Source organism: Pararoseomonas baculiformis (assembly GCF_017813395.1).
Taxonomy (GTDB): domain Bacteria; phylum Pseudomonadota; class Alphaproteobacteria; order Acetobacterales; family Acetobacteraceae; genus Roseomonas; species Roseomonas baculiformis.
This window is the reverse complement of sequence record NZ_JAGIZB010000009.1, coordinates 1-21839: the sequence shown is the minus strand read 5'-3', so window position 1 is coordinate 21839 and position 21839 is coordinate 1. Positions and strand designations below refer to the sequence as shown.

The following is a 21839-nucleotide window of genomic DNA, read 5'->3' as shown; positions in this document are numbered from 1 at the left end:
TTGGCGCAACGATGTTTTTAAGCTGGAAACGGCGAGACGTATCAAGGGTGACGTAAATGGCTGTTGCCAAGCCTTCCCGGTCTGGCCTGCTGGGTCTTCGCGGATGGATCGTTCTGCTTGCGATCTTGATGGCTGTTATTCCGGCCGTGATCCTGATACCTGCCACGGCCCGGCTTTCCTCGGCCATCAGCCAGCGTTCGGCGCAGGAGACGGTGGGCGCCACCGGCCGCTTCGTGGCTGCCCGCCTGTCGCAGGCTCTCCACAACGAGTGGCAGAAGCATGAGCGCCTCGCCGATCTGTTCCGCACCACCGGCGACACGGCAGACCTTCGAATGCGTCTGGATGCGCTGCGTGCCCTGAACGACCAATATGTCTGGATGGGCATGGCCCTGCCGAACGGCCGGGTGGCCGTTGCATCCGGCGGGTTGCTGGAGGGGCAGGATGTCTCCACGCGCCCCTGGTTCACCGCCGGGCTGCAGGGCACCTTCGCGGGGGATGTCCACAAGGCCGTCCTCCTGCAGAGCCTGGTCGCGCCGAATGCCCGGGAGCCGCTGCGCCTGGTGGATTTCGCCCTTCCGCTCCGCCGTGCCGATGGGAGCACGGCCGGCGTGCTGGGCAGCCATCTGAGCTGGGACTGGGTGCGCTCCCTCGTCCGGGAGGTGCCACTGGCCGAGAATGTGGAGGTGATGCTCGTCTCGAATGACGGGCAGGTCCTGATCGGGCCCGAGGGGATCGAGGGCACCTCCCCCAACCTGCCGAGCCTCATGGCAGCCCGCCAGTCCGTGGCGGCCCAGCGGGTGGAGACCTGGCCGGACGGGCAGAGCTATCTCACCGCCGTCCTGCCGGAGGTGAGCTACCGGAACCTGCCGAGCTTCGGGTGGAGCATCCTGGCGCGGCAGCGGGAGGATGCGGCCTTCGCCGCCGCCCGCACCATGACCTTCGGCCTGCTGACCGCCATCGGGCTCACGGCCCTGGCCATCCTGGCGGCCGGCGTCCTGGCCGCGCTCTTCCTGCGCGCTCCGCTGCGCCGCGTGGTGGCCGGCGCGGCGGCGCTGGCGGAGGGGCGCTTCGACCAGCCCGCACCGGATGAGAGGCGCTACAGCGAGGTCTCGGCGCTTTCGGGGTCCCTGGCCGGGATCCACAGCCGGCTGACCGAGCAGGCCGACCGCGCGGAAACCGCGCCGCCGAAGCTGACGGTCGTGAGCGGGCGTTCCTGAAGCCGGCCGACCCATGAGCAAGATCCTGAAGATCGTCGCTGGCCTCGCCCTGGTCATCGCCGCGATCTACGCCATCCTGGGCGAGCAGCTCGCCGGCACCAGCACCGATGCCACGGTCAATGCCCAGGTGGTTACCATCCGTTCGCCGATCGATGGCGACCTGACCCTGAACCTGCGCACCCTGGGCATGCGGGTCGGCGCCAACCAGCTCATCGGCACGGTGCGCGACCCGCGCCCGGACGAGACGCGGCTGCTGGAGCTGCAGCGCAACCAGACGACGTTGACGAGCGACCGGGACCGCATCCGCGACATCATCGCGCGGCTCGACGCCTCCCGCGGGGTGTTCGAGCGGCAGGCCGCGGCCTATGTGGAAGGGCGGGTGGACCAGCTGGAGGCCCGGCTGGCCGAAACCCGCGCGCTGCAGCAGGCGGCCGAGGCCCGGGCGCGCGAGGCATCCGCCACCCTGCAGCGCGGCACCGAGCTGAACCGAAGCGGCATCCAGACCGCGGCCGAGCTGAGCCGCGTCCGCTCCGCCTATGAGGTGGCGACGCAGGATGTGGAGGCGGCCCGGCAGCGCGCGCGCTACCTGACCGTGGAGCTGGCGGCGGCCCGCCAGGGCATCTCGCTGGGCGATTCCTACAGCGACATGCCCTATTCCCGGCAGCGGCTGCGCGAGATCGACCTGCGCGTGGCGGAGCTGACGGCAGAGGCGAATGAGCGGGAGCAGCGCCTGAAGACGCTGGCCGAGCAGATCGATGCCGAGCGCGTTCGGCTTGGCCGCTTCCAGGAGGCGCGGCTCGTCTCGCCCTCGCCGGGCATCCTGTGGGAAATCATGGCCGCCAACCAGGAATATGTCCGGCGTGCGCAGGACGTTGTCCGGATGGTGGACTGCTCCACCGCCATCGTCACGGCCAGCGTGCGGGAGACGGTGTATAACGGGCTGCGGGTGGGGGATCCGGCCCAGTTCCGCCTTCTCGGCGATGGGCGCGTCTTCCAGGCCACGGTGGCGCGGCTGGCCGGCTCCGGCGCCTCCAGCATCTATCGCAACCTCGCCGTGGGGGCGAGCCCGGGGCAGCTCACGCGCTTCGACGTGGCGCTGACCGTGCCCGAGCTGGCGGCGGACCCGGAGCTGGGCTGCGCCATCGGCCGAACGGGCCGCGTGGTCTTCTCCGGCCGGCCGCTCGATTTCTGGCGGCGGCTGCGCGACCAGGCCGGATTCTGATGCTCGCGCTCAGCCCCTATCTCCGGGCCCTTGCGCCGACCATCCTGATCATCGGCCTGGCGATGTTCCTGCTGCCGATGTTCCGCAAGGACAGCCCGGCGGTGCGGGCGGCTCTCTTCATCATCGGCATCATCCTGTCCTGGCGCTACATGGCGTGGCGCTTCACCGACACGCTGGCGCCGGCGGAATTCAGCCTCAACACGCTGCTCTCCTGGAGCTTCGCGCTGCTTGAGGCAGGGACGATCCTTTCCTCCACCATCGCCTTCATCGTGCTCTCCCGCACAAGGGACAGGCGGCCGGAGGCGGACCGGCACGCGGCCTGGTGGAAGCCAGGCCCCGAGCCGATGCTCGACATCCTCATCGCCACCTACAACGAGGAGGAGGCGATCCTGGAGCGCACCATCGCCGGCGCCCTGGCCGTGCGGCACGGGCGCAAGCGCGTCTGGGTGCTGGATGATGGGCGGCGGCCATGGCTGGCCGAGCTCTGCGAGCGCATGGGGGCGCGGCACCTGACGCGGGCGGACAATGCCCATGCGAAAGCCGGCAACATCAACGCCGCCTTCAACGTGCTGCGCGCCCTGGAGGAGCCGCCGGACTTCATCGCGGTGCTGGACGCCGACTTCGTGCCGCACCGGGACTTCGCGGAGCGCACGCTGGCGCTGTTCCACGACACCAAGGTGGGGCTGGTGCAGACGCCGCAGCATTTCTTCAACGCCGACCCCATCCAGAACAACCTGGGCATCGGCCGCGCCTATCCGGATGAGCAGCGCTTCTTCTTCGACCACATCCAGCCCGCGCGGGACGCCTGGGGCATCGCCTTCTGCTGCGGCACCTCATCCGTCATGCGCTGGGAGGCGCTGGAGCGGATCGGCGGCTTTCCCACGGGCAGCGTGACCGAGGACTACCTGATCACCATCAAGCTGCAGGAGATCGGCTGGTCCACCGTCTATCTGAACGAGCCGCTGACGGAGGGCCTGGCACCGGAAGGGCTGGGCGAATACATCACCCAGCGCGGCCGCTGGTGCCTCGGGCTCATGCAGATCGTGCGCGGGCCGCTCGGCCCCTTCTCCCGCAATGCCATGCGGCTGATCGACCGCATCGGGATGGCGGATTCCTTTCTCTACTGGGCCACCACCTATCCCTTCCGGCTGGCCTGCCTGATCATGCCGCTGCTCTACTGGTATTTCGGCTTCACCGTGGTCTACGCGACCGTGCCGGACGTGCTGCTCTACTTCATGCCCTATTATGCCGCGGTGCTGGTGGCGCTGAACCACATCTCCGGCGGGCTGGTGGTGCCCATCCTGAACGATGTCAGCCAGATCCTCGGGGCACGGGAGATCACCAAGGCGGTGGTGATCGGGATCACCAAGCCCAAGGGCCACAAGTTCAAGGTGACGGCCAAGGGCGGCGACCGTTCCAGGATCGTGGTGCAGTGGCCCCTGATCAAGCCGCTGCTCACCCTGTTCGTGCTGACCCTGGTCGGCCTCTTCGTCTCCGTGCTCTCGGATCTCGGGCCCACGGATGACGCCGGGGACGGCAAGATCGTCATCCTGTTCTGGAGCTTCTACAACCTGGCCGTGCTGGCGGTGGCGATGGTGGTCTGCATCGAGCTGCCCGGCGGTTCCAGCCGGATCAATCCCACCGTGGAGCGCACCGAGGTCTGGACGGGGCAGGCGCGCTTCGGGGCCTGGGTGGCCGACCTCACGGCGGAATCCATCATGCTGCGCGGGGGCCTCTTTCCGCCCGAGGGACAGGAATTCGAGGTGGAGATCGGCGGCGTCGGCCGGGTGCGGGCCCGGGTGGACCAGCTGGAGCCGGGCGGCTGCACGGCGCAGCTGCTGCTGACCCCGGAGGAGCGTCAGCGCGTGCTGGCGAAGCTCTACACCCAGGTCGGTGCCAAGGGGACGACGAGCACCAGCATGGCCGGTCTCCTGTCCGGCGTCGCGAGGCGGGCAATGCGGCCCTAGCAGCCGCCGGGGCGCCGGGCCAGGTGACAGGCGTGCCGCCTGTGGCCCGGCCTGTTGCCGTCCGGGGCAGGGGTGGAAGCCGGAAGAATTCGACCGGAATCCGCGTCTTGCGGTTCATCTCTCCTTCGGAACCCTTCCCACAGGTTGCACCTGTCGGCAGGATTGCCCCCATGGGTATCGGATCGGGCGGCCTGATCGCGTGGCTGAAGGATGTTCCAGGGAAGGGCCCCGGCCTGCCCGGTGCCGCCATGCATGTCGATGATGCCGCCTCCCTGATCGCGCCGCTGTTCGACCGGCTCTCCTCCCTGGTCGTCGCGCATGCGGCGCCCCTTTCGCTTTGCGCCTATGTCGCCGCGCGCATCGATGCCCAATGGCCGCTGTACTTCCTCCTGGCCGATGTTGTGCTGCTGCTCGCACGCATCTGGGTGGTGATCTCGATCCGGCGGCGCGGGAACCCGTCCTCGGAAGCGCTGCTGCGGGCGGCGCTGCCCTACTTCGCCATCGGCGTTGCCTGGGCAGTGGTCACCGGCGCCTTCTGCTTCCTCTGCTATGTCGCCCTGGACGACGAGGCGAGCCGGGTCCTGGCCGTGACGCTGGCCATGGGCACGGTGGGCGGCATCGCTTCCCGCAACGCGGCCACGCCGCGCTTCGCCCTGGCGCAGATCGCGGCGCTTCTCCTGCCCCAGGCGCTGGGCGGCGCGCTCCACGGGTCCTGGCACTGGGTGCAGACGGCCTTCGTGCTGGTCTATTTCGTCGCGCTCTGCTCGATCGTCCGCCGCCACTATCTTGATGTCCGCCGCATCATGGATGCGCAGCGCGAAAAGGCGGCGCTGGCCGCGCGCTTCGATGCGGCGCTGACGAATATGGGCCAGGGCCTCACGCTCTATGACGCGGAGGGCCGGCTTCGCGTGGTGAATCCCCGCTTCCGCGAGATCTTCGGTTTTCCAAGGGATGCGGCGCTGACCGGGATGAGCGCCGCGCAGCTGGCGGAGGCACTCTCGATCCGTGGCGTGCCGGACGCCGCCGCCTGGGCCACGCCCGCCGCCACGGCCGGGGAGAGGAGCACGCTGGAACTCCCGGACGGGCGCTGCGTGGCGCTTTCGCGGGAGCCGATGCCGGATGGCGGATGGGTGGCGACCTTCGAGGACGTGACCGAGCGGCAGGAGGCGGAAGCCCGCGCGCGGCACATGGCCCGGCACGACTCCCTCACCGGCCTGCCCAACCGCACCTTGTTCCAGGAAAGGCTGGAGAGCGCCGTGGCCCGGCTTTCCTCCGGTGGCGCCTTCGGCGTGCTCTATCTCGACCTGGACCACTTCAAGGAGGTGAATGACAGCCTGGGTCATGCGGTTGGGGACCGGCTGCTGATGGCCGTGGCGGACCGGCTGCGCCTCTGCCTCCGCCCCGGGGACATGATCGCGCGGCTGGGCGGGGACGAGTTCGCGGCCATCATCGAGGGCGCGCCGGCCGCATCCGCCGTCGCGCAGCTGGCCGAGAGGCTGGCGGGCGAAGTCGGGGCGGAATACCTGATCGATGGCAAGGCCGTCTTGGTAGGGGTGAGCGTTGGCATCGCCCTCGCGCCGCGTGACGGCGCTTCCGCCGACCTGCTGCTGCGCCATGCCGACATGGCCCTGTACGAAGCGAAGGGCGCGGGCCGCGGCACGCACCGCTTCTTCGACTGGATCATGTCCAGCCGGCTGCAGGCGCGGCGCGACATGGAGGCGGAGCTGCGCGCCGCCCTGGCGCGGGATGAGCTGGAACTGTTCTACCAGCCGCAGGTCGCTGCCACGGGTGGCGTGGTGGGCTTCGAGGCGCTGGTGCGGTGGCGGCATCCGGAGCGCGGCCTCGTCTCCCCGGCGGAGTTCATCCCGGTGGCGGAGGAATCCGGGTTGATCGTGCCGCTGGGCGAGTGGGTGCTGCGAACCGCCTGCGCCGAGGCCATGCGCTGGCCGGAGCCGGTGCGGGTGGGCGTGAACCTTTCCGCCGCGCAATTCGCCGGGCGGGACCTGCATGCTTCGGTCCTGGCTGCGCTGCAGGGCTCGGGGCTTCCGGCGGAGCGGCTGGAGCTGGAGATCACGGAAGCCGTCGTGCTGAAGGACAGCCCGGAGGTGGTGAGCACGCTGCGGCGCATCCGCGCCCTGGGCGTGCGCGTGGCGCTGGACGATTTCGGGACGGGCTATTCCTCGATCGCCTATCTGCGCAGCTTCCCGCTGGACAAGATCAAGATCGACCGTTCCTTCGTGCGCGACGTCGCGCATTCCGAAAGCGCGGCCGCCATCGTGCGCGCGATCAGCATGCTGGGTGCCACGCTCGGCCTCACCCTCAACGCGGAAGGCGTGGAGACCGACGCCCAGCTCGCACAGCTTCGCAGGCTTGGCTGTGCGGAGCTGCAGGGCTTTCTCTTCAGCGCGCCGCGACCCGCGCATGACGTGCCGCAGCTGTTGCGGGAGCTCGCGGTCTGCAGGCAGCCCAGCCTGGCCGCGGGGGAGGCGGTGACACCTTTTCTGCCCATGCGTGCGGGCGGGTGAGCAAGGCGGGCCACCAGGCTTCCCCCGCCGCATCCCTGCCCGGTGGCCGCCGGCGTTGCGCAGCCGAGCGGCGCCGGGCCGCTTCCACCTGCCGCGGAGCCGGCGCGAAGCCCCGGATCAGCCAGGAACGACTTCCAGCGCCGCACTATATGGCGCCTGCAGTTCCAGCAGGGTCAGGCCCGGAGCGGGGCGGGTGCCACCATCCGGCGAGGCAAGCTGGGCCAGCCCTTCCCGAAGCGCCGCCTGCCCTGCGTCCCAGCGTTCCGCCAGGGTGACCTCCGAGAAATCGAAGGGCTTGATGAGCCCGGCCTCGTCCGGATCAGCCCGGTAGCCGAGGACCAGGAGGGTCATTTCGCGGGCTTCCGCCGCCGCCCCGCCGAGAAGCGGCGCCACGGCCGGGTCTTCCTGCATCGCGGGCGGAAGCGCGCCGGCCAACTGGGTGAGAAGGCCGCGCAGCCGGAACTCGCGGATGCAGGCCTCCACCATGCGCCAGGTCTGGTTCCCGAAGGCCAGGTCGCCCGCGCGGGAAGCGGCGGCGAGCAGGTTGCGGGGCCTGCTCCCGGCACGGCAGAACTGCTCCGCGATCACGCAGCGGACCGGGCGCCGGGGCACCTCGTCCAGCAGGAGGTCGAGCGGGGCGTTGGAGGCGAGGCCGCCGTCACAGAGCAGCCGCCCCTCGATCTCCACGGGCGCAAAGAGAGGCATGAGGGCGCCGGAGGCCAGGATGTGCTCCACCGTGATCCGCGTGCCCCGTGCCGTATCGAAGACCACCCGCTCGCCGCTGAGCACGTCGGTGGCCACCAGGGTCACGCGGGGTGCGCCGGGGCTGTTCAGCAGGTCGAAATCGAGGTGCTCCGGCAAGACCCGGCGGAGCGGTTCCAGGTCGTAGAGCGCGGGGGGCTCGCTAGTGCGAGGCGTGGAGAGCCGGCTGCGGAACAGGCCCGGCCTGCCGAGCAGCAGGGATTGCAGCGCGGCCGCCTCGTTATGCGCGCGGCGCCACGCGCCGCGGGTGGGCGGCTTGCCCAGCCAGAAGGAGGTCAAGGGCGTCGGGTCGGCGGAAATGGAGGACCAGAACCGGCGCAGCGCCGCCGCGCGCCTGCCCGGGGGATTCCCGCCGATGATCGCGGCGTTCACGGCCCCGGCGGAGGCGCCGAGCAGCCACTCCGCCTCGCCATGCTCCTCCAGCCCCGCATAGACCCCGGCCCCGAAGGCGCCGAGGCCGATGCCGCCCGAAAGCACCAGGGCCGTCATCGGCGGTTCCTTCTGCCCGCCTGGGGGCTGGGCCATGTCGGCGGCAGCCGCGTCCACGGGCGCCCTCAATCCGTGTTCTTGTGCCCGGGGCGCCCGCTGGCGGCCTTTGCCGAGGGCGTGCCGGCCAGGTTGTGCTGGTTGTCGTGCCGGGCCTCCTGCGAGGGGGCGGTGCCGGCGCCGGCGGCGGGGCCTTCGGCGTTGCTGGTGCCGCCCTTGCCGGAGCCGAGTTCTTCTGCGCGCTGGTTGGCCTTCTTCGCGGTCGTCATGCTGGTGTTCCTCGTGGCTGGTGGGGCGCCTGGGGCAGAACGCTTCGCGGGCGCGGAGGTTCGCCTTCAGCCCGGCGCCCTAAGGGCCGGCAGGACACTGGTGCCGAAGGTTTCGATGAAGGCGCGCTGGTTGCGGCCGACCTGATGGAGCTGGATCTCCCCGAAGCCAAGCTCCACCAGCTCCCGCAGGCGGGCGACATGCCAGCCCGGGTCGGCGGAGATCCAGACGGATTCCCGCATGTCCTCTGGCCGGACATGGCGCGTGGCCGTGTCGAAGTGCTCTGGCGTGCGGAGCTCCCAGTTCACCTCGCCGCCCAGCGCATTGGTGCGCCACTGCTCATGGGCGCCGGCCAGCGCCTCCTCCTCCGTCGGGGCCCAGTTCAGCGCGACCTGCACGATCAGGCGCTTGCCGCGCCCGCCGCCGCGGTGGAAGGCCGCGATGACCTTGCGCAGCTGCTCAGGCTCTGCGGAGACGGTGAGCAGCCCATCGGCCCAGGCGCCCAGCTCCTCGGCCGTTGCTTCCGTCACGGCCGCGCCGAGGAGCGGGGGCGGGGTTTCGGGGCGGCTGTAGAGCTTCGCATCCACCACCGTGACACGGCCGTGATGCGACACCGTCTCCCCCGCCAGCAGGGCGCGGATGATGGCGGCGCATTCACGGAGCCGGGCGTTGCGCTCGGCCTTCTCCGGCCAGGCCAGGCCGGTGATGTCCTCGTTCAGCCGCTGGCCGCTGCCCAGGGCGAGCCAGTAGCGGCCGGGAAACATCTCCGCCAGCGTGGCCGCGCCCTGCGCGATGATGGCGGGGTGGTAGCGGTAGCCCGGGGCGGAGATGACGCCGATGGGGAGCTGCGTCCGCGCCATGGCCGCGCCCAGCCAGGGCCAGGCCAGGCCGGAATGCCCCTGTGCCGCGCCCCAGGGCCGGAAGTGATCGGAGGACATGGCGGCATCGAAGCCGGCCGCTTCGGCAGCCTGCACGAGGGTGAGCAATTCGGAAGGCGGGAACTGTTCGTGGGAAGCGTGGAAGCCGAAGCGTACAGGCGGCATGAAGGGCACCGTGTCTGGGCGAAAGCGGGGAACACGGAAGCCGTGTGCGAGTTGCGGGCCTTGCCGCCGCCTGCGCTGCGACGCGGGAGAGAGCCCGCCAGATCAACGATTTGGGAGAAGTACCGGAAGCGGGGCGCACGGTAACACAGGTTAGCGGCGCGGCGTGGAAGGTGAGCGAGACATGCTTACCGGTGTTCCTCCGCCAGAGGGTTCATGTGCAGGCCTTCCTGTCCGTTTGCCTTCCCCCGCATGCAGCAAGACGCGGCGCATGGACGGATTCACCGGATCCGGGAGGGCCAGCCGTGAGACAATATGTTCCGTTCGAGCAGGGCGCATGGACGGATGCCGCGCGGCCGCCCCGCTTTCTGGCCGAGGACGCCGGAATGCGCGCCCTCTTCGTGAAGGGCATCCGCGCGGCCCATGCCAGCAGCGGCACCCTGATCCAGGCCGCGGGAGAGTGGCGTCGCGCGGCACGCGATCCCTTGCTTGAGCAGGGCTTCGCCCTTCTGCAGGGCGAGGCGGAGGAGGGTCTGCGCCGCGTGGAGTATGTGCTGGCCGATCTCGGCTGCGATGCCCGCGCGGCGACATGCTGGATCAGCCGGAACGACCTGGAGGCGCAGGAGAGAGCCGATGACGGGGCCCTTCTTGCTGTCTCGGCCTGGGCGGTCGGGCGTGTGGTGGCCGGCATGGTGCGCGTGCAGGTCCTGGCGCATGAATGCGGGGAGTACCAGGCCGCGCGCCTGCAACAGATGACGACGCAGGGCCTGCTGTTCAGTGCGCGCCGCCTCTTCGGCGCGGCGCGGATGCCACGCGCTACCTCGGCGCACGCTTTCCCGCAGGACGCCTGATGGGCACCGCGCCGCATCCGTACCGCAAGCTCGGCCTGGCAGGCGGGGTGCTCGGCTTCGCGCTCGGTGGTTTCTTCGACGGGATCCTGCTGCACCAGGTTCTGCAGTGGCACCACTTCCTGTCCCTGGTGCCGGGGGAGGCGCTGCGCGACCTCCGCGCGCAGGTCTTCGCGGACGGCATGTTCCATGTCGCCGTCTATCTCATCGCGATGCTCGGGCTGCTCCTGCTCTGGCAGGCGCGCGCCATGCTGGCGGAACGGGCGGGCAGCCGCCTTCTCGGCGCGGCGCTTCTCGGCTTCGCCGCGTGGCAGATCGTGGATGTCGTGGTCTTCCACTGGCTGCTGGGCATCCATCGCATCCGCGTGGACGTGCCGGATCCGCTGTTCTGGGATATTGGCTGGCTGCTTGCCGTGGGATTGCCGCCGCTGCTGGTCGGCCTCTGGCTGCGCCGCCAGGGGCCGCCGGGTGGACGGCATGGCGGGGCCGCCGCATTCACCTTGGTGGCGCTTGTCCTGGCCGCGATGCCGGTGGCCGCGCTGCCGCCCGCGGGCAGCACCACGATGCTGGTGCTGTTCCGCCCGGGCATCCCGCCGGGCGAGGCCTTCGCCGCGGTGATCGCATCGGGCGGGCGCGTGGCATGGAGCGATCCGTCCGGCGGGCTGCTTGCGGTGGACACCAGGGACGGCGTTTCCATGCTGGACCTGTACCGGCGCGGAGCGCTGCTGGTGGGGCGTTCCGCGGCGACGGGCGGCTGCCTGGCATGGACGAGGATATCCGTGTGACAGAAGCGGCGTTGTTGAAGCCGGACGCCCGGATGGCCGTTGGAACGCCGAAGAACTCATAAAAACGAGAAGGCCAGTCATGAGTACCGAAACCGGGGATGCCGCCGTGGCGGCTCCCATGAAGGTGCTGCATTCCGCCGTGTATCGCGGGCCCCATCTTTTCAGCCACACCCCGATGATCAGGATCCGGCTGGATCTCGGCGCGCTGGAGGAATGGCCGACCGACCGGCTGCCCGGCTTCACCGATGCGCTCATCGCCATGCTGCCCGGCCTGCAGGAGCATGGCTGCTCCTATGGCGTGCCGGGCGGCTTCATCCGGCGCATGCGGGAAGGCACCTGGCTCGGCCATGTGACCGAGCATGTGGCGCTCGAGCTGCAGACCCGCGCGGGCTCGCGCGTCACGCGCGGCAAGACACGGTCCGTGCGCGGATGCCCCGGCTGCTACAACGTCCTCTACGCCTATCGCGAGGAGGAGGTGGGGCTGCTGGCCGGGCGCCTGGCCCTGCGACTGGTGGATTCCCTGCTGCCGGCGGAGCTACGCGGCGTGCGCGGGCTGGACGAGCTGCATGAGCGCGACCCGATGGCCGGTGGCGGCGGGCTGGAGGAAGGGCTGCGGGCGCTGGGCCGCCTGGTGGGCCGCCGCGCGCTGGGGCCCACCACGCGTTCCCTTGTGCAGGAGGCGGAGCGCCGCGGCATTCCCGTGATGCGGCTGGACGATTTCAGCCTGGTGCAGCTCGGCCATGGGAAGAAGCAGCAGCGGCTGCGCGCCAGCATCACGGGGCGCACCTCCTCCATCGCGGTGGAAATCGCGGGTGACAAGGATCTCACCAAGTCCCTGCTGGCCGATGCCGGGATTCCCGTGCCGAAGGGTGCCGTTGTGCGTTCGGCCGAGGCGGCGATGCGCGAGGCCGGGCGCATCGGCTATCCGGTGGTGACCAAGCCGCTGGACGGCAACCACGGCCGCGGCGTGAGCCTGGACCTGCGCACGCCGGAGGCGGTGCGCGCGGGATTCGAGCATGCCGCACTGCACGGGCGCAGCGTGATCGTCGAGCAGCAGTTCACCGGGCACGACCACCGCATCCTCGTGATCGGCGGGGAGGTCCGCGCGGTGGCCCAGCGCGTCCCGGCGCATGTGGTGGGTGATGGGGAGCGGAGCATCGCCGAGCTCATCGAGGAGGTGAACCGCGATCCCCGCCGCGGTGACGGGCACGAGAAGACCCTGACGCGCATCGTGGTGGACGACCATGTGACCGACCTTCTCGCGAAGGAAGGGCTCACGCTGGAAAGCGTGCCGGAGAAGGATCGCTGGGTGGCGCTGCGCGACACCGCGAATCTGTCCACCGGTGGCACGGCCATCGACCGGACGGACGACATCCACCCGGAGAATGCCTGCATCGCCCGCCGCGCGGCGCAGATCGTGGGACTGGACGTTGCCGGGATCGACTTCCTGGCGCCCGATATCCGCCGCTCCGTGCGCGAGACTGGCGGCGGGATCGTGGAGGTGAACGCGGCCCCCGGCTTCCGCATGCATCTGGAGCCCTTCGAGGGATGGGCGCGCGACATCGCCCGTCCTGCCATCGACATGCTCTTCCCCGATGGCGAAACCGGGCGCATCCCGATCATCGCCGTCACCGGTACCAATGGGAAGAGCACCACCACGCGCATGGTGGCGCATATCCTCGCCCATGCCGGGCTCTGCGTGGGCATGACCAGCACCAGCGGCATCTGGGTGAATGGCGAGAAGATCCTGGATGGCGACGCCAGCGGTCCGCGCAGCGCCCGCATGGTGCTGCGCGAACCCACGGTGGAGGCGGCGGTGCTGGAAACCGCGCGTGGCGGCATCCTGCGCGAGGGGCTGGGCTTCGAGGCCGCCGATATCGGCGCCGTGCTCAACATCGCGGCGGACCACCTGGGTATCAAGGAGGTGGACACGCTGGACGACCTGGCCGCGGTGAAGTCCGTGGTGGTGGAATCCGTCCGGCGCGACGGGTGCAGCGTGCTCAATGCCGATGATCCGCTCACCCTGGCCATGGAGCGGCATGCGCGCGGCCGCATCGCCTTCTTCTCGATGAAGGGCGGCGATGCCATGCCCGAGCTGCTGCGCGAGCATGTCCGTGCCGGCGGCCTGGCCGTGGTGAATGAGGATGGCCCTGCTGGCCGCGACATCGTGGTGCATGACGACGGGCGCCGCCTTCCGCTGATGAGCGCGGCGGAAATCCCGGCGACGCTGGGTGGCATGGCCGGGTTCAACATCCAGAACGCCCTGGCGGCGGTGGCCATCACCTATGCGCAGGGCATCTCCCCGCCGGTGATCCGCGCGGCGCTGCAGGGCTTCTCCACCTCCTTCGAGCAGAGCCCGGGGCGGCTGAACATCCATGACGCCCATGGCTTCCGGGTGATCCTGGACTACGCGCACAACCCCGCGGGGCTGGCGGCGCTGTGCGAGGTCGTGGGGAAGCTGCGCCCGAAGCACCGCCGGCTGATCGGCATGGTCAGCATCCCCGGCGACCGGCGTGACGAGGATATCCGGGAGATGGGCCGCATCGCGGCCGGAACCTTCGACGAGATCGTGCTGCGCGAGCGGCCCGATGGGCGCGGCCGCGAGGCGGGGGAGGTGATCCGCCTGCTTGCCGAAGGCGCGCTGGCCGCGGGCTTCCCCGAGGAGCGCATCCATCGCGTGATGGATGAGCATGACGCGACGCGGCACTGCCTCGCCATGGCGCGACGGGGCGATCTGGTGGTGCTCACCCCGACCTCGGTGGAAGCGGTCTGGGCGCAGGTCCTTACCTTCACGCCGGAGGAAACCCCGGCCCTGGCGGCGGAGATGGCCTGAAGGTGGCGGACGCGACGGGGCGATGGGCGCTGGTGCTGCATGGCGGCGCCAAGGAGATCGAGCCGGGCAAGGAGGAGGCCAATCGCCAAGGCTGCCTCGCCGCGCTGGAGGCCGGTGCCGCCATCCTGCGCGGGGGCGGCACGGCCCTGGAGGCGGTGGAGGCGGCCATCCGGGTGATGGAGGATGATCCCACCTTCAACGCCGGCCTCGGCTCGGTCCGCAACGCGGACGGGATGGTGGAGATGGACGCCGCCATCATGGATGGCGCGACGCTCGATATCGGTGGCGCGGCGGCCATCCGCGATGTCCGGCACCCGATTTCCGTGGCGCGCGCGATGCTGCGCGAAACCCCGACCCTGCTGGTCGGGGAGGGGGCGCAGCGCTTCGCGAGCGCCTGCAACGCGGAGCTGCGGGATCCTGAGGAGGGCGGTACGGCCGGCGCGGATGCCGGGCATGACACGGTGGGCTGCATCGCGCTGGACCGGCACGGCAATCTCGCGGCGGGTACCTCCACGGGCGGGCTCGAGGGGTGCATGGCCGGGCGGGTGGGTGACTCACCCCTGCCGGGCTGCGGCTTCTACGCCGACAACCTCCAGGGTGCCGTGGCGTTCTCCGGCGATGGCGAAAGCATCTCCCGCAGCATGCTGGCGGCCCGCGTGATGCAGGCCATGGAATTCGCCCCGCCCCAGGCGGCGATCGAGGCGGCCATTGCCCGGATGGGTCGCGTCGGGGGCGATGCCGGCGGCATCGTGCTGGACCGTTCCGGCGGGGTGGGCTGGGCCCATAACAGCCCGCATTTCGCGGTGGGCCTGGCAACCGAGGAGGATGGCGTGCCGCGCATCTATCTCCGCAAGGCCGAGGAGTTGGCCATTGACTGACCGCAGCCGCAAGGGAAGCGGCCCGCTGATCATCATCGGCGGGCATGAGGACAAGGACGGCGAGCGGATCATCCTCAAGGAGGTCGCGAAATACGTGCGCGGCGGGCGGCTGGTGATCGCCACCGTCGCCTCCCACCAGCCCGAAGGCTATTTCGATGCCTATAAGGAGGCCTTCGGCGCGCTCGGCGTGACGGATCTGGTGGAGCTCTACGTCCAGGAGCGTTCGGAGGCCCAGGACGAGGAGAAGCTGCACCTCTTCGATGGGGCGACCGGCGTGTTCTTCTCCGGTGGCGACCAGCTTCGCATCAGCAGCCAGCTCGGCGACACGCCGGTGGAGCGGCGCGTGCGCGAGATCCATGAGGCCGGCGGAGTGATCGCGGGCACCTCCGCCGGGGCTTCCGCCATGAGCGACACGATGCTGGTGAAGGGGAAGGGGCAGGAGACGCACCGCATCGGCGACCTTCACCTTGCCGCCGGGCTGGGGCTGGTGCGGGACGTGATCATCGACCAGCACTTCGCCGAGCGCGGCCGGATCGGCCGCCTTCTCGGCGCCGTGGCGCAGAACCCGCGGGAACTCGGGATCGGCATCGACGAGGACACGGCCATCATCCTGCGGGGCGACAACTTCGAGGTGATCGGCAGCGGCGGCGTCTATGTCGTGGATGGCGGCGGCGTGACCCATTCCAACATTGCGGAGGCCGAGACGGACCGGGCCCTGTCCATCCACGATGTCCGTCTCCATGTCCTCTGCCACGGGGACCGGTTCCAGCTGGGCGACCGGCGGCCGGGCATGGCGGAGGCCCAACGGGTGGCAAAGGCGGCGGAGAGCTGATGACGGCAGCGGCGGGCGGCCCGATGCGCGTGGTGATCGTTGGGGCGGGCTTTGGTGGGCTGGAGGCCGCGCGGGCCCTGGCCGGCGCGCCCGTGCAGCTCACCATCCTGGATCGCCAGAACCACCACCTGTTCCAGCCGCTGCTCTACCAGGTGGCCACGGCGGCGCTCTCTCCGGGCGATATCGCGTGGCCCGTGCGCACCATCTTCCGGCGCCAGCAGAACGTCACCGTGCTGATGGCCGAGGTGACGGGCGTCGATGTGGCGGCGCGCATCGTCCATGCGGATGGCGTCGCCTTTCCCTATGACATACTCGTCCTCGCCACCGGCGCGACGCATTCCTATTTCGGGCGCGACGATTGGGCGCGCTTCGCCCCGGGGCTGAAGACCATCGAGGATGCGCGCGCGATCCGCCGCCACCTCCTCCTCGCTTTCGAGCGGGCGGAGATGGCCAGTGACGAGGTGGAGCGGCAGCGCCTGCTCACCTTCGTGGTCGTGGGCGGTGGGCCGACCGGGGTGGAGCTGGCCGGCGCCATGGCGGAACTGGCCCGCCAGGCGCTGAAGCGGGAATTCCGGCGCGTGGACCCGCGCCGCGCCAGGATCGTGCTGATCGAGGCCGGCCCCAGGCTTCTCGCGACCTTTCCCGAGGAACTCTCCGACTACGCTGCCGCCTCGCTCGGCCGCATGGGGGTGGAGGTCCGCACGCAGGCGCGGGTGACGGAATGCGATGCCGCCGGCGTCTCCATCGGGGATGAGCGGATCGATGCCAGCACCACGGTCTGGGCCGCCGGCGTCGTCGCCTCGCAGGCCGGAGAATGGGTCGGGGCAGAGCGCGACCGCGCGGGGCGGGTGGTGGTGGGGCCGGATATGAGCCTGCCCGGCCGCCCCGAGATCTTCGTGGTGGGCGACCTGGTGACCATGAAGGACCGGAACGGCAAGCCCGTTCCCGGCAATGCGCCCGCCGCCAAGCAAATGGGCCGCTATGTCGGGCGGGTGATCGCCGCCCGCGCCAGGAAGGCCGCCGCGCCGGCCCCCTTCGCCTATCGCCACCACGGCGATCTGGCGACCATCGGCCGCCGCTCCGCAGCCGTGGACATGGGCGGCTTCCGGCTGAAGGGCCTGCTGGGCTGGTGGTTCTGGGGAATTGCCCATGTTTACTACCTCATCGGCTTCCGCAGCCGCGTCGTCGTCTCCTTCGAGTGGCTCTGGAGCTATCTCACCTTCCAGCGCGGCGCCCGCCTGATCACGCGCAGTGCCTCCGCTCCCACGCCGGAGGAACGCAGGGCCGATGCCACCCCGGCAGCAGGAGGCTGACCCATGCCAAAGAACGACGATCCCACCGAGCTGGAGCCGCGCCCCGTCCCGGCTCCCCTGACGCGGACCGCGAATGTCGCGCAGCTCAAGCGCGACATCGAGAGCGGCGCGACGGGCGACAAGGTGCCCATGCTCGACCCCGGCCTCTCGCCCCTGGGCACGGATGACGAGGCGGCCGGCGCACCGCCGGACCCGAAGCTGGTGGCGGAGGTGCGCGAGAGGGAGCGGCGCGATGCGCCGATCCCGCCGGACGCGGCCAGCCATGCCCAGCGGGTCGGGCCCAGCTCCGGGCACCGGATGCTTGCCATCGCCGTGGGGGTGGCCTGCCTGGCCCTGCTGGTGGCTGTCCTGATCTGGCGGATGTGACGATGGGGCCGGGGGAGGCGCTCCCCCGGCCCTCAGCGCGTCAGGCGGATTCGGATGCGTTGTTCATCCATTCGCGGTGGCGCAGCTCATCGTTATAGGCGCGGCGGAAGATCGCCTGCGCCTCGGGCGTTGCTCCGGCATGGCTGGAGGCACGCTCATAGGCCGTGACCGTGTCCTCCTCGTTGGAGCGCATGGCCTGGAGGGTGGCTGCATCGCCCATGATGCTGGCCAGCGCCACCTTGCCCGTGGTGAGCAACTGCTTCGCATCGCCTTCCCGATGAGGCGCGGCACCGATGCTGGATGCCAGCGAGGTCAGCTCCTGCACATGGCGGTCGTGATCCGCCTTGAACTCCGCGATCTTCGCCTTGAAGGCCGGGTTCTCCAGCCGCTCGATCGTCTGCTCATAGGCGGCGATCGCGTCATGCTCGAGCAGCAGGAGGTTCTCCACTAGCCCGGTCAGCGTCGATTCCGTTCCAACCATCGTCACCATGAAGGCATTCCTTTCGGTTGCGGGGGACGGTGCCGGCTGTCCGTGCGCTCAGCTTCTCAACGCAGCACCTTCACCCGGCCCAACGGTTTCCGCGCGGCGACGTTGCGGGCAGCCGGTGCGGAAGCCGGCGGGCGGGTGCGCGGCGGCAGCGGCACCCAGCATTCCGGCACCTCCCCCTCCATCGCGGAGGGAGAGAGCACCCAGTGCCCCTGCTCGCCACTGCCGATCCAGCGCCCGATCGCGGCACGGGCTTCATGCACCTTGCCATCGGCGAGGTTCCGGGCCGGGCACCAGACCAGCACGGGGCTGCCATCCTTTGGTGCGCGGCTGATGGGCCGCCAGACATTCTCCGGGCTGCCGGTCATGGTCAGTCCTCCTGCGGCGCCGGGGCGCCAGGAAGGATTGCTTCCGCGCAGGGCACCGTGATGGTGCAGTGGAGCCCCTCCGCGGTGAAGTCCTGCTGGACCTCGGCCTGCAAGTCATAGGGAAGGCTGCGGGCGAGCAGGTCGCCGCCGAATCCGCGGCGCGACGGCTTGTCTGGGCGCGGCCCTCCGCGCTCCCGCCAGGTCAGGATCAGGCGCGGCTGGCCCGGCTCGTCCTCGATGCGCCAGGACACGGCGACCTGGCCGTCAGGCCTGGAAAGGGCCCCGTATTTCACAGCATTGGTCGCCAGCTCATGGAAGGCGAGGCCGAGCGTCTCCGCGGCCCTGGGGCGCAACTCCACCGGGGGACCTTCCATGGCCACCTGCTTGTCCTCCCGCGCCGCATGGACGAGGAACTCGTCCGCGATCAGCTGCGCCAAGTCCAGCCCACCGGCCGGATCGCGGATGAGCGCGGTCTGCACCCGCGAGAAGGCGTTGATCCGGCCGTCGAGATGCATGGCCATCTCCTCGACGCTCTCGCTTGTCTGTGCCGTGCGGCGCAGGATGGAGCGGACGATGGAGAGCGTGTTCCGCACGCGGTGCTGCAGCAGGGCCAGAAGCTCGCCCTGCTTCTGGGCCACGCGGTGAAGCTGGTCCACATCGGTGAAGGTGCCGAGCCATTCCGGGGCATGCCCTTCCTCGGCAGGGCAGGGCTGGGCCCGGCCGAGCACCCAGCGGTAGCGGCGCTCCGCGGCCTCCCACAGGCGCAGCTCGGCATGGAAGCCAAGCCCCGCTTCGGCCTGCCGCCATGCGGCCAGCGCCACGTTGTGGTCTTCGGGATGAAGGACATCGAGCCAGCCTGAGCCCAGGCTCGCCTCGCCGGGCTGGCCGGTGAAGGCCTGCCATTGCGGACTGGCCCAGATCCAGCTTCCGCCGGCCTGCGACCGCCAGAGGAGATGGGGAAAGAGGGCCGGATCGACCATGGGCATGGCATGCACGCCGGGCCGCACCGCCCCGGATTCGTCCGCTGCGCGCCGCCCCTGGCCTGCCGGTCCGCCTGCGTCGGGCCCTGGACCGGGGGATGGAACCTCCGCTTCGTCGGACAAGCTCTTGTCTCCCGGTATTGCGTATGCGGAACCAGACCCGGTGGTTCCCGGCCGGAACCCTACTCGTTCGCGTCGAGGTGCCGTCCTTCGTGCTCCAGATGAAGATAGGTCGGCGTGAACTGCGCGACACTCCGGAGTGCGTTCAAATCCGGGATGGTGAGCGTCTTGCCCTTCAGCATGATGAGCTGGCTGGCCCGCAGCTCCTGCAGGGTGCGGTTCACATGCACGGTGGACAGGCCGAGCGCATCCGCCAGCTCCGCCTGGCGGAGGGGCAGTTCGCAGGAGGTGCCATCGGTCAGCCCCACGGCCCGCAGGCGCAGATACAGTTCGCAGAGAAGATGGGCGAGTCGTTCCTGCGCATCGCGCTGGCCGAGGCTGACGGTCCATTCACGCTGGATCGCCATCGAGGTCAGGGCTTCCCAGGACAGCGCCTGGGCGACGCGCGGGTGGTGAAGCGACACCTCCTCGATCCGGTGGCGCGGGATCTGGGCGATGCTGATCGGTGTGAGCGCGCCGATCGAGTGGTCCATCTGCCGCAGCAGGAAGAAGTTGTTGTCGCAAAGGTCGCCCGGCACGAGGAAGGCGATGATCTGCCGGCGGCCGTCCTCCAGGTATTTGTACCGGCAGGCCCAGCCGGAGAGGACCAGGTTGACGCTCTGCGGCCGCTCGCCCTCGCGGATGATGTCCTCGCGCGGGCCGAGGTGCCGTATGCCCTCGTGCAGGAACTCCGAAAGAAGGTGCTTGTCCTGACCAGAGAGGCGCGTGAAGTTCTCAAGCTTGCGGATGAGAGGGTTGACCATAGCCGCTCCTGGCTGTGCCACTTCTCCTAGCGGGCCGGCACGAAGCTGCCTTAACATGGGTTATTGTGGATGCGGGACAATCGCGGTTGCCCCGTACGTCATGGTGTAGGATGGCTTATGGTGGCAGAGGAAAGTACCGGTTCAGAGCTCAGCGGCCGGAGAGTGCTGGTCGTTGAGGACGAGTTCTTCATTGCCGATGACCTCGTAAGAGCCTTGCGCGTCGCGGGCGCCGAGGTGCTCGGGCCCGTGCAGAACCTTGAGCGCGCCCTGACCATCATCTCGAACGAGGCGGAGCTGGATGCGGCGGTGCTGGATATCAGCCTGGGGCGCGACATGAGCTATGCGATCGCGGACAGGCTGCTCCAGCTGGGCATGCCCTTCGTGATCGCCACGGGCTATGCGCGGGATTCCCTGCCCAGCCGCTTCCAGCATGTTCCGTACTGGGAGAAGCCCTATGATCCCAGGGCGCTCGCCTCGTCGCTCCCGGGGGTGATGCTGCGGCGCTGAAAGCGGCTCCGGCATCGGTGGGGCCGCAACGCCGCTCATCCCTGGGGAGCGAGGCTTCGCACCAGCCCCAGGACGCGCCTGCGGATCTCCGGCACCATGATCCCGTGGAAGGCCCGGATGAGCGCCAGGGTTTCCGGTGCGTTCATCAGCTCGGCGGGCACCGAGGCGGGTGAATCGGGCGGAGCGGCCTCGTCCGGATTGGCGCCGTCAGGCGCCCCGTCGAAGAAGAAGCTGACAGGCACCTGCAGGACCCGGGTCAGCTCGAACAGGCGGCTGGCGCCGATGCGGTTCATGCCCCGCTCGTATTTCTGGATCTGCTGGAAGCTGATGCCCACCGCCGTGGCCAGCTGTTCCTGGCTCAGGCCCAGTTGGACCCTGCGGAAGCGCAGGCGGCTGCCCACATGCTGGTCCACCAGGATCAGCCTGCCTTCACCCTCCAGCCCGGCCTCGGCGGGCTGTGGCTCGCTCCTGGATGGTTCCGCCATGTTGTCCTCGCAGGATCGCCGCGCGGTGGGCAAAACCGTGCATGCAACCTCTATCATGGATAGTCGGGGAAGGAATTATCCTGGGTTGCTTGCCGCGCCGGTCACTCGCCTGAATGGCGGGGCTGCGTTGGCCCCGGGTCAGAGCAGGGCGCGCTGCGCCACTCTCACCAGCTCCGGCTGCGCCAGAAGCCGGGCCAGCTCCTCCGGCGGTAGCGGGGGTGCGAAGAAGAAGCCCTGGGCGGCCTCGCATCCTTCCTGGCGCAGCATTTCGGCTTCCTCGGCGCTTTCCACCCCTTCCGCCAGGGTGCGCAGGCCAAGGGCCTGGCTCATCCGCAGGATGGCGCGCAGGATCGCGGCCGCGCTCGGGTCCGCCTCGAGGTTGCGGATGAAGGAGCGGTCGATCTTGACCTTGTCGAAGGGGAATTTCTGCAGGTAGACGAGGCTGGAATAGCCCGTGCCGAAGTCGTCCATGGCGATCCGCACGCCGGCGGCGCGCAGCCGGCGCAGGGTGGCGAGCGTCTCCTCGGTTTCGGCGAGCAGCACGCCCTCGGTGATCTCGATCTCCAGCCGGTGCGGCGGCAGTCCGCTTTCCTCCAGCGCGGCCATCACCACGCCATGCAGGTCCGACTGGCGGAACTGCACGGGCGAGACATTCACCGCCACCGTGGTGTCCTGGGGCCAGTCCATCGCCTGGCGGCAGGCCTGCCGCAGCACCCAGTTGCCGATCGGGGTGATCAGCCCCGCATCC

General features: G+C 70.0%; 21 protein-coding genes. 12 read left to right on the top strand and 9 right to left on the bottom strand.

Annotated elements, in window-relative coordinates:
* Positions 1 to 146 precede the first annotated feature (146 nt).
* The 4 genes from J8J14_RS10890 to J8J14_RS10875 all read left to right on the top strand — a co-directional run bounded on the left by J8J14_RS10890 (position 147) and on the right by J8J14_RS10875 (position 6931).
* On the top strand, positions 147 to 1217 hold the full coding sequence (locus tag J8J14_RS10890) for a cache domain-containing protein (RefSeq protein WP_209379534.1): 1071 nt from the start codon (positions 147 to 149) through the stop codon (positions 1215 to 1217).
* A 13-nt stretch (positions 1218 to 1230) separates the two neighbouring features.
* Positions 1231 to 2439, top strand: a complete 1209-nt coding sequence (locus tag J8J14_RS10885; protein ID WP_209379533.1) for an HlyD family secretion protein — start codon at positions 1231 to 1233, stop codon at positions 2437 to 2439.
* The gene (locus J8J14_RS10880; protein WP_209379532.1) at positions 2439 to 4406 is read left to right on the top strand and encodes a glycosyltransferase family 2 protein; all 1968 of its coding nucleotides are present in this window, start codon (positions 2439 to 2441) and stop codon (positions 4404 to 4406) included. Before J8J14_RS10885 ends, J8J14_RS10880 begins: the two co-directional genes overlap by 1 nt.
* A gap of 170 nt (positions 4407 to 4576) precedes the next feature.
* A complete protein-coding gene (locus J8J14_RS10875) occupies positions 4577 to 6931 on the top strand; it encodes a putative bifunctional diguanylate cyclase/phosphodiesterase (RefSeq protein WP_209379531.1) in 2355 nt (784 codons plus the stop codon).
* 117 nt (positions 6932 to 7048) lie between these two features.
* Here the strand turns inward: J8J14_RS10875 and J8J14_RS10870 are convergent, their stop codons facing one another.
* The 3 genes from J8J14_RS10870 to J8J14_RS10860 all read right to left on the bottom strand — a co-directional run bounded on the left by J8J14_RS10870 (position 7049) and on the right by J8J14_RS10860 (position 9489).
* Positions 7049 to 8182 carry a patatin-like phospholipase family protein gene (locus J8J14_RS10870; protein WP_209379530.1) on the bottom strand — a complete coding sequence of 378 codons (1134 nt, stop codon included), beginning with the start codon at positions 8180 to 8182 and terminating at the stop codon, positions 7049 to 7051.
* A gap of 65 nt (positions 8183 to 8247) precedes the next feature.
* A complete protein-coding gene (locus J8J14_RS10865) occupies positions 8248 to 8448 on the bottom strand; it encodes a hypothetical protein (protein ID WP_209379529.1) in 201 nt (66 codons plus the stop codon).
* A 66-nt stretch (positions 8449 to 8514) separates the two neighbouring features.
* A complete protein-coding gene (locus J8J14_RS10860; protein ID WP_209379528.1) occupies positions 8515 to 9489 on the bottom strand; it encodes a TIGR03885 family FMN-dependent LLM class oxidoreductase in 975 nt (324 codons plus the stop codon).
* A gap of 302 nt (positions 9490 to 9791) precedes the next feature.
* Here J8J14_RS10860 and J8J14_RS10855 point away from each other — a divergent pair, with 302 nt between their 5' ends.
* From J8J14_RS10855 to J8J14_RS10825, 7 genes are all read left to right on the top strand, one after another.
* Positions 9792 to 10337, top strand: coding sequence for a hypothetical protein (locus tag J8J14_RS10855; RefSeq protein ID WP_209379527.1), 546 nt, complete (start codon positions 9792 to 9794; stop codon positions 10335 to 10337).
* The gene (locus tag J8J14_RS10850; RefSeq protein ID WP_209379526.1) at positions 10337 to 11119 is read left to right on the top strand and encodes a DUF2243 domain-containing protein; all 783 of its coding nucleotides are present in this window, start codon (positions 10337 to 10339) and stop codon (positions 11117 to 11119) included. Before J8J14_RS10855 ends, J8J14_RS10850 begins: the two co-directional genes overlap by 1 nt.
* Positions 11120 to 11198: 79 nt before the next feature.
* Positions 11199 to 13952 carry a cyanophycin synthetase gene (gene cphA, locus J8J14_RS10845; RefSeq protein WP_209379525.1) on the top strand — a complete coding sequence of 918 codons (2754 nt, stop codon included), beginning with the start codon at positions 11199 to 11201 and terminating at the stop codon, positions 13950 to 13952.
* Positions 13953 to 13954: 2 nt separating this feature from the next.
* Complete coding sequence (locus tag J8J14_RS10840) at positions 13955 to 14830, top strand: isoaspartyl peptidase/L-asparaginase family protein (protein ID WP_209379524.1); 876 nt, start codon at positions 13955 to 13957, stop codon at positions 14828 to 14830.
* Entirely contained in the window at positions 14823 to 15662 is an 840-nt protein-coding gene (locus J8J14_RS10835) for a cyanophycinase (RefSeq protein WP_209379523.1), read from the top strand. The genes J8J14_RS10840 and J8J14_RS10835 overlap by 8 nt, the downstream gene beginning before the upstream one ends.
* Entirely contained in the window at positions 15662 to 16975 is a 1314-nt protein-coding gene (locus J8J14_RS10830) for an NAD(P)/FAD-dependent oxidoreductase (protein WP_209379522.1), read from the top strand. Before J8J14_RS10835 ends, J8J14_RS10830 begins: the two co-directional genes overlap by 1 nt.
* Before the next feature lie 3 nt (positions 16976 to 16978).
* Positions 16979 to 17341, top strand: coding sequence for a hypothetical protein (locus tag J8J14_RS10825; protein WP_209379521.1), 363 nt, complete (start codon positions 16979 to 16981; stop codon positions 17339 to 17341).
* 40 nt (positions 17342 to 17381) lie between these two features.
* On the opposite strand, the gene J8J14_RS10820 is transcribed toward J8J14_RS10825, so the two are convergent.
* From J8J14_RS10820 to J8J14_RS10805, 4 genes are read right to left on the bottom strand one after another with little or no spacing between them, the layout of a single operon-like run.
* Positions 17382 to 17831, bottom strand: coding sequence for a DUF2383 domain-containing protein (locus J8J14_RS10820; protein ID WP_209379520.1), 450 nt, complete (start codon positions 17829 to 17831; stop codon positions 17382 to 17384).
* 56 nt (positions 17832 to 17887) lie between these two features.
* Positions 17888 to 18196: a hypothetical protein gene (locus tag J8J14_RS10815; protein ID WP_209379519.1), complete on the bottom strand. Its 309-nt coding sequence runs from the start codon at positions 18194 to 18196 to the stop codon at positions 17888 to 17890.
* Positions 18197 to 18198: 2 nt separating this feature from the next.
* Complete coding sequence (locus J8J14_RS10810) at positions 18199 to 19299, bottom strand: sensor histidine kinase (RefSeq protein ID WP_209379518.1); 1101 nt, start codon at positions 19297 to 19299, stop codon at positions 18199 to 18201.
* 59 nt (positions 19300 to 19358) lie between these two features.
* Positions 19359 to 20099, bottom strand: a complete 741-nt coding sequence (locus J8J14_RS10805; RefSeq protein WP_209379517.1) for a Crp/Fnr family transcriptional regulator — start codon at positions 20097 to 20099, stop codon at positions 19359 to 19361.
* A 162-nt stretch (positions 20100 to 20261) separates the two neighbouring features.
* On the opposite strand from J8J14_RS10805, the gene J8J14_RS10800 reads away from it, so the two are divergent.
* Entirely contained in the window at positions 20262 to 20606 is a 345-nt protein-coding gene (locus J8J14_RS10800; protein WP_342452432.1) for a response regulator, read from the top strand.
* Positions 20607 to 20641: 35 nt separating this feature from the next.
* Here the strand turns inward: J8J14_RS10800 and J8J14_RS10795 are convergent, their stop codons facing one another.
* Entirely contained in the window at positions 20642 to 21091 is a 450-nt protein-coding gene (locus tag J8J14_RS10795; RefSeq protein ID WP_209379515.1) for a helix-turn-helix domain-containing protein, read from the bottom strand.
* Positions 21092 to 21229: 138 nt separating this feature from the next.
* The coding region (locus J8J14_RS10790; RefSeq protein WP_209379514.1) for an EAL domain-containing protein at positions 21230 to 21839 on the bottom strand (610 nt) is incomplete at its 5' end.